The 6,776-nt window shown below is 44.4% G+C and carries 4 protein-coding genes; all 4 read left to right on the top strand.

Annotation, left to right across the window (positions count from 1 at the left end; all coding sequences use genetic code 11):
* Positions 1 to 5,113, top strand: a 5,113-nt coding sequence (locus tag RHS_RS22515) for a glycoside hydrolase family 2 (RefSeq protein ID WP_047834433.1), incomplete at its 5' end; no start/stop codon positions are given.
* Positions 5,114 to 5,400: 287 nt separating this feature from the next.
* Positions 5,401 to 5,631: an AtpZ/AtpI family protein gene (locus tag RHS_RS22510; protein WP_027295068.1), complete on the top strand. Its 231-nt coding sequence runs from the start codon at positions 5,401 to 5,403 to the stop codon at positions 5,629 to 5,631.
* Positions 5,624 to 6,013 carry an ATP synthase subunit I gene (locus RHS_RS22505; RefSeq protein ID WP_027295067.1) on the top strand — a complete coding sequence of 130 codons (390 nt, stop codon included), beginning with the start codon at positions 5,624 to 5,626 and terminating at the stop codon, positions 6,011 to 6,013. The genes RHS_RS22510 and RHS_RS22505 overlap by 8 nt, the downstream gene beginning before the upstream one ends.
* Positions 6,014 to 6,092: 79 nt before the next feature.
* Complete coding sequence (atpB, locus tag RHS_RS22500) at positions 6,093 to 6,767, top strand: F0F1 ATP synthase subunit A (protein WP_044290142.1); 675 nt, start codon at positions 6,093 to 6,095, stop codon at positions 6,765 to 6,767.
* Positions 6,768 to 6,776 lie beyond the last annotated feature (9 nt).

Genomic DNA, 6,776 nt, shown 5'->3' with positions numbered 1-6,776 from the left:
TGAGACAACGGGGGATGGAACCTGGAAGTTCTTATTTAATATTCCGGATTATACGGAGCCAAATGGTGTGCCGGCGCCTACTGAGAAAAAACAGGAATTTAATTTTGATGCCTGGAGTGGTAAAAACTGGGAAAATATTAAGGTGCCGGGTGAAGCACTGATGCAGGGATTTGATATTTTAACGAACAATGAATATTATTACCAGAGAGAGATTACCATTCCGGAAGATTTTGCAGAAAACCGGATTATGGTGCGCTTCGATGGTGTTTACAGTAATGCCAGGGTGTGGATTGACGGGGAATATATACGTACCCATACCGGCGGGTTTACCACCTGGGACTGTGATATCACAGAGTACGCAGCACCGGGTCAGACAGTGACAATGACGGTAGGAGTGGCGGATCTTTACTCGGATACAAAGGGAATCTGGAATCCGAAAGGGGAGATGCTCAACAATCCATCTAATGCTACCGAATATGCCCATCACAATATAGGCGGAATTCTTAGGGATGTTTCCCTGATAGCCTTTCCGTTTGATCATATTGCCCGTACCTATGTAAATACGGAGTTTGACGAAAACTATATCAATGCGGATCTGGAAGTGACGGCACAACTTGGAATGGTGTCCAAAAAGGCACAGCTTTTCGTGGAGCTTTTAGACGGCGAAAATGTCGTGAAAGCGGGGGAGATGGAATTTGAACAGGCAGACGGAGGGATGTCAAAGGCCCTGAAACTAACCCTTCCGGTGGAGCAGCCAAAGCAGTGGGATGCCGAACACCCCAACCTGTATACACTCCGTACTACCTTGTCCGTTAATGGAAAAACGGTTCAGGTAAATGAAGAGAAGATTGGATTTCGTGAAATTCATTATGGAGGCCGCGAGGGAACAGATGCCAACAAGGTATATGTAAACGGAAATGAAGTGAAGCTGCGGGGGACCTGCCGGCATGATGTGTCCGATGACCTGGGACGTTCCATGACGCGGGATGAAATGTATGCAGAGGCTGCGGCCTATAAAAATGCAAATATCAATTTTATTCGTACGTCACATTATCCGGCATCGGAGGCACTTCTGGATGCCTGTGATGAGATGGGGATTTATGTGGAGCAGGAGACTGCCGTATGTTTCCAGGGATATGGGACATTCGGTTCCAATGTTTACAGCAAATATGAAGATTACCTGCCTCAGTTTACGGAGATGATAGAGCGGGATCGGAACCGTGCATCTATTCTTATCTGGTCTTTGGGAAATGAGTCAAATTACTCAAATGTTGCAAACCAGTCAGGAGGTAATGCTTTTCAGACGGAGAAAGAGTACTTAAGCGATGTGGACACAACAAGGCCCTGCATTTTCAGCTGGCCAGATACAGGAGAACCTTGGGAACTGGCAGATATATACAGTAAGCATTACGCAGATATTCAGGGAAATGTTGGAAGCGGAAGCAAACCAATCCTGCACGATGAATATGCCCATATTTCCTGTTACAATATAGACGAGCTGCAGAGGGATGTAAATGTGCGTAACTTCTGGGGGGAAAGTATCCGGAAAGCCTGGGAGAACATATTCACATCGGACGGTGCACTGGGAGGAGCCCTGTGGGGCGGAATTGATGATGTGTTCTATATTCCGGAAGGAACAACTGAGCGCTGGCAGTCTCATTCTGATGGACCTGCGGCCGGATATGGAGAGTGGGGGAGTGTCCTTGATGCTTACCTTCGTGAAAAACCGGAAGCGTATCTGACGAAAAAAGCCTATTCTCCGGTACGGGCAGACGAATTATCCTGCCATGTGGCAGATGGTACATTAAATATTCCGGTGAAAAACTGGTTTGACCATACGGATATGAACGAGTTGGAATTGGAATATACGGTGGACGGTGAGACACAGCGTATACAGATTGCAGAAAGTATTAAACCGCATAGCGAGGGAGTTGTAACTGCCCCCGGCATCTCATCAAATGCCGGAATCGTGAACCTGAAATTCTATACGCCAGACGGTATCATGGTGGATGAATATAATGTGGAACTTGCTGAAGTAAAGTATAGTTTTACACCGGCAAGCGCCCATGCCCCGGATCTTCAGGTGACAGAGAAAGACATTACCGTGAAGGGGGAAGGTTTCAGCCTTGTTTTAGAAAAATCAGTGGGATTGATTACAGAAGGAACGCTGGATCAAGCTACGGGTAAAATTCTTACCGGAGGTCCCTATCTTCATGTTACCGGAGCGGAGCTTGGAGAGTGGATACCCGATGAGCAGCATGGTATAAGTGTGGAAACGGTTGGCAGCCATGTGGTAATCACAATGAAAGGAAGCTATGAAAATGGACCCGGTGTGGTATTTGATATGCTGATTTCAGGAAATGGAATCATTAACACAACCTATACCCTGACTTCAGATCCTCCTGCTGGCTGGGGGCTTCAGGAGGTGGGTATCAGCTATGGAATTTCTTCGGACATGAATAGTGTAAGCTGGTTCCGGGACGGACTTTACAGCGCCTATCCGGAAGACCATATTGGGAGAAATCAAGGAGTTGCCCTGAAAGAAAGGCAGTCTGAGGGAATACAGGACCAGTACGGGGTAGAGCCATCCTGGCCCTGGAAAGATGATATGAGCAATTACTTTGTATACGCAGAAAATGACCCCAACAGCAGTCTGGCAACCAATGATTTCAGAACCATGCGTGAAAATGTATACCATTATGATGTGAATTATGGACTGGGAGAAAACGTGCCCCATATCAGTGTAGAATCGGAAGACAGGAGTGTGGCAGCCAGGGTAAACTTAGCTTATGAGCGGAAATATATTGATGACAGGGATTCTTCCATTCAATACAGCGCCGGATGGGATACCTATGAATCTAACTTTGATTATGGAGGAACAGAAACTTACAGCACTGCTGCAGGAGAGAGCTGTGAGTTTACTTTTGAAGGTACCGGTGTCAGGTATATCGGTTCCAGGCAGAAGAATACCGGAAAGGCAGAAATTTATATTGACGGAGAGTTCAAAGCAGAAGTGGATACCTACAGCGACCTGGGAAATGAATTGAAGCAAAGCGTCATTTACAGCATTGACGGTCTTGAGAATGGAAGTCATACTATTAGGCTTGTGACATCGGGCGGAAATGCAGAATGTATTGTGGTGGATGCTTTTGAAGTACTCAACCAGGAAAATTCCCAGTCAGCTGTGAATGCAGAACTGATTATTAACAACCAGTGGTATTACCCGAATCTTGCATGGGGAAATTATACCGGTCATGCCGGAAGTCTGTACAATGGTTCCACCGGGATGGCAATTATCCGGATGTCCGCTGAAAAGAATTTTTCCGCAGATGTAGTTCCTGTGATTGCCAATGTAGCAGCTGAAGTGACGGGAGATAATATGCTGGAGGTGACTTATGACCTGCACAATGCAGGTGAAGGAAGTACAGTGAAGTTTCAGTGGTACCGGACAGCAGTGGGAGATCCGGACAGTAAGAGGCAGCTTATAGAGGGGGCAAATACCGCCTTACTGCATACAGGGGGAATGGAAGCAGACAGAATCTACTGTGAGGTTTCGCTGGAGACTGACGGCAAAGAAACGGAACCTGTGAAAAGTAATGCAGTAGAAATCGGAACAGACTGCTATCAGTTTCATGATGTCCTGGCAGATTCAGAAGAATTTCTGTTCATTGGAACAAAAGATCTGGATTACCAGACGGACAGGAATGAAAAATGGACAGAAAATGCATATAAAAAGACGGTTACATATCTTAATGACACAGAAAATCCGGCAGAGGCCAGATTCACTTTTAATGGAAGTAAAATCCGATGGATTGGTGCCAGGGAAGTAAATCAGGGAATCGCAGAGGTAGATATTGATGGGAAGACAGTAGAAGAGATTGACTTATATGGCGAGAATATAGAATCGGGAACCCAGGTAAATGAAATCCTTTTTGAGCAGAGTTTTGAAGCAACAGGAGAACATACCATAACGATCCGGCGTACCGGGAGAAAGAATCCCAATGCATCAGGAGCAACTGTTAACATAGACGCGTTTATTGTCATTGATAATGAAGTCCTGAATCCGGATATCCCTTCTGCTGATAAGACTGCACTGAGACTGGCAGCTGTCATGGCTGAGAAGCTTAAAGCCCAGCAGTCTGCGCAGCAGTGCTTCACGGAAGCCAGCTGGGCAGCCACTCTGGAGGCATTGGACTGTGCGAGGGCAATTATGGAAAATCAAGATGCATCTCAGGAGGAGACAGATCTTGCATTCCTTAATCTGATAACTGCCTGCAGCCTTCTGGAAAACGATGTTCAGAAAGTTGGACTGAAAGCGGCAATTGAAGGTGCAGAAGCTATTCTGGCAGATGAGAAGGGACTTACAGATTACACCGAGGAGAGTGTGACGGCTGTGAGGACCATACTGGCAGAAGCAAAGAGAGTATATGCAGAAAGCGGTGCAAATCAGGAAGCGGTAAATGCCGCATCCGGAAAACTTATGGATGCAGTAACTGCACTTCTGGTAACAGAAGCAGATACAAGACTGGATATCCTGATTAAAAAAGCCGGGGAACTGCAAAAGAACAGGGGACAGTATACAGACTCAAGTATGCGTGCCCTGGATAAAGCCCTGGAAGCAGCTAAAGCAGCAGCCGGAAACAGCCAGGCAGACGAAGGGAAAATTAATGAGGCATATAACAGTCTGGCAGAGGCTATCACATCCCTTGTTAGAAGGGGAAATAAAGAGGAACTAAAGAATGCGCTTACTAAGGCTGATGAGATTTTGAACAGTATGGACAGATATCTGGAACAGAGTATTGCAGGCCTTCAGGAAGTAAGAGAAGAGGCACAGACAGTATATGAAAGCGGTGATGCTGATACGGACACCGTGGGCGAAGTACTTAAAAAGCTCATTGATGAGATTCTGAAAGCCCGCCTCATGGGAGATGTAAACCATGACGGAACCGTAGATACAGAGGATTCTGCTGAAATCCTGCAGGATGCAGCAGAACTGGGAACCTTGAGCCAAGAGCAGAGCGCGGCGGCGGATGTAAACAGAAATGGATGTGCAGATACCGAAGATGCTGCAAAAATACTACAATTTGCAGCGGAGATCATAACTGAGTTTTAATAACTGATTAAAAAATGATGTATAAAAGCTTTGGAAGGTATTACTAAAAAAATACCGGCCAAAGCTTTTATTATATAAGATATTATTACATCGATGTATAAAATTCCAATTTTTGCAAATATTATTTAGGCAATAATGTGTAAAAAATAACATTCCAGTTAAAAGTTTGTCAAATATATATAAAAAACACCGAAAGTTTTGTGTATTATTTAGTGAAATAACTAGACATTATCTGGAAAATGTTTTAAGATAATATTACGGTAAAATATCGTAAAGGAGGCAGGCGTGTGAAATATAAAAAAGATGTTTTTCGTTCACTGGCGATGATAACTCAGATTGGCATCAGCATGTTGGCCCCCATAATTTTGTGCGTATTTGTTGGATACTGGCTGGATCGGAAATTCGGCTGGAATACCACGATCGTTCTTCTTATTCTGGGTATCCTTGCCGGTGGACGCAATTGTTACATGCTATTAAAGGATATGGTGAATGCAGGAGGAAAGAAAAAGGATGATTAAGAAGTTAAATCCTGTATCAAAAGAGCTGATTCTTGGCATTCTAATATGTGGGGTTATATTTCAATTTTCACTAATATGGCTATCCGGTTCAAAGGTGCTCTATACTACCGGGTTGTGGATCGGAATTGCAATCTCTGTTTTTCTGGCGGTTCATATGAACTGGTCTATTGAAAATGCAGTGGAAATGGATGAAAAGGGCGCTGTCAGTCACATGAAAAAAATGTTTATGCTGCGGGCGCTGGTAGTGGTAGTAGTATTTTTTGGCACGTATCTGCTTAAACTGGGAGATGTTGTCGCAGTATTTTTGGGGTTATTTGGATTAAAGATAGGAGCTTATCTGCAGCCGGTTCTCCATCGTTTAATTCAAAAAATAAAAAAATAAAGAAAAGGAAGGTGAGAACGTGGGAAATGCGTATCTTTGTCAGGGCCAGCTGCTGGCTGCGGGCGGTGAGGTAGATTTTATGATTCACGGTCTGTTCAAATACAAACTGTTTGGACAGGAATTCTATATCACGACCACCCATGTCAGTATATTGATCGTTATGATCATTCTTCTGGTATTTGCTGTTATAGCAAACCGCAAGATGAAAAATCCCGATGAGATACCGCGGGGATTTCAGAATGCGGTGGAAATGATTGTAGAGATGCTGGACAAAATGGTACATGGAAGCATGGGAAAATACGCAGGCAAATTTGCAAATTACATCGGTTCCATATTTTTGTTTATCTTTGTCAGTAATATCTCCGGACTATTTGGCCTCAGGCCGCCCACTGCGGATTATGGTGTTACGCTTCCGCTTGGTATTATGACATTTGCTATTATTCAGTACAATAATATCAGATACAATAAGTTTGGTGCACTGACTGGATTATTTAAGCCGCTGCCATTTTTGTTTCCGATCAATCTGATTGGTGAAATTGCGGTACCATTTTCACTGTCGCTGCGTTTGTTCGGCAATATTTTATCCGGTACCGTAATGATGTCACTGATTTATACGCTGCTGGCACCGATTGCAATTGGATGGCCGGGATTTTTACACATCTACTTTGATATCTTTTCCGGCGCAATACAGACCTATGTGTTCTGTATGCTGACGATGGTATTCGTAACCGATAAGCTTCCGGGTGAGGCATAACTCCTGCAC

This window comes from Robinsoniella sp. RHS (assembly GCF_001029355.1).
In the GTDB taxonomy this organism is placed as follows: Bacteria; Bacillota; Clostridia; order Lachnospirales; family Lachnospiraceae; genus Robinsoniella; species Robinsoniella peoriensis.
Note: the sequence above shows the minus strand (reverse complement) of the source record. Positions and strands in the feature narration are given on the sequence as shown.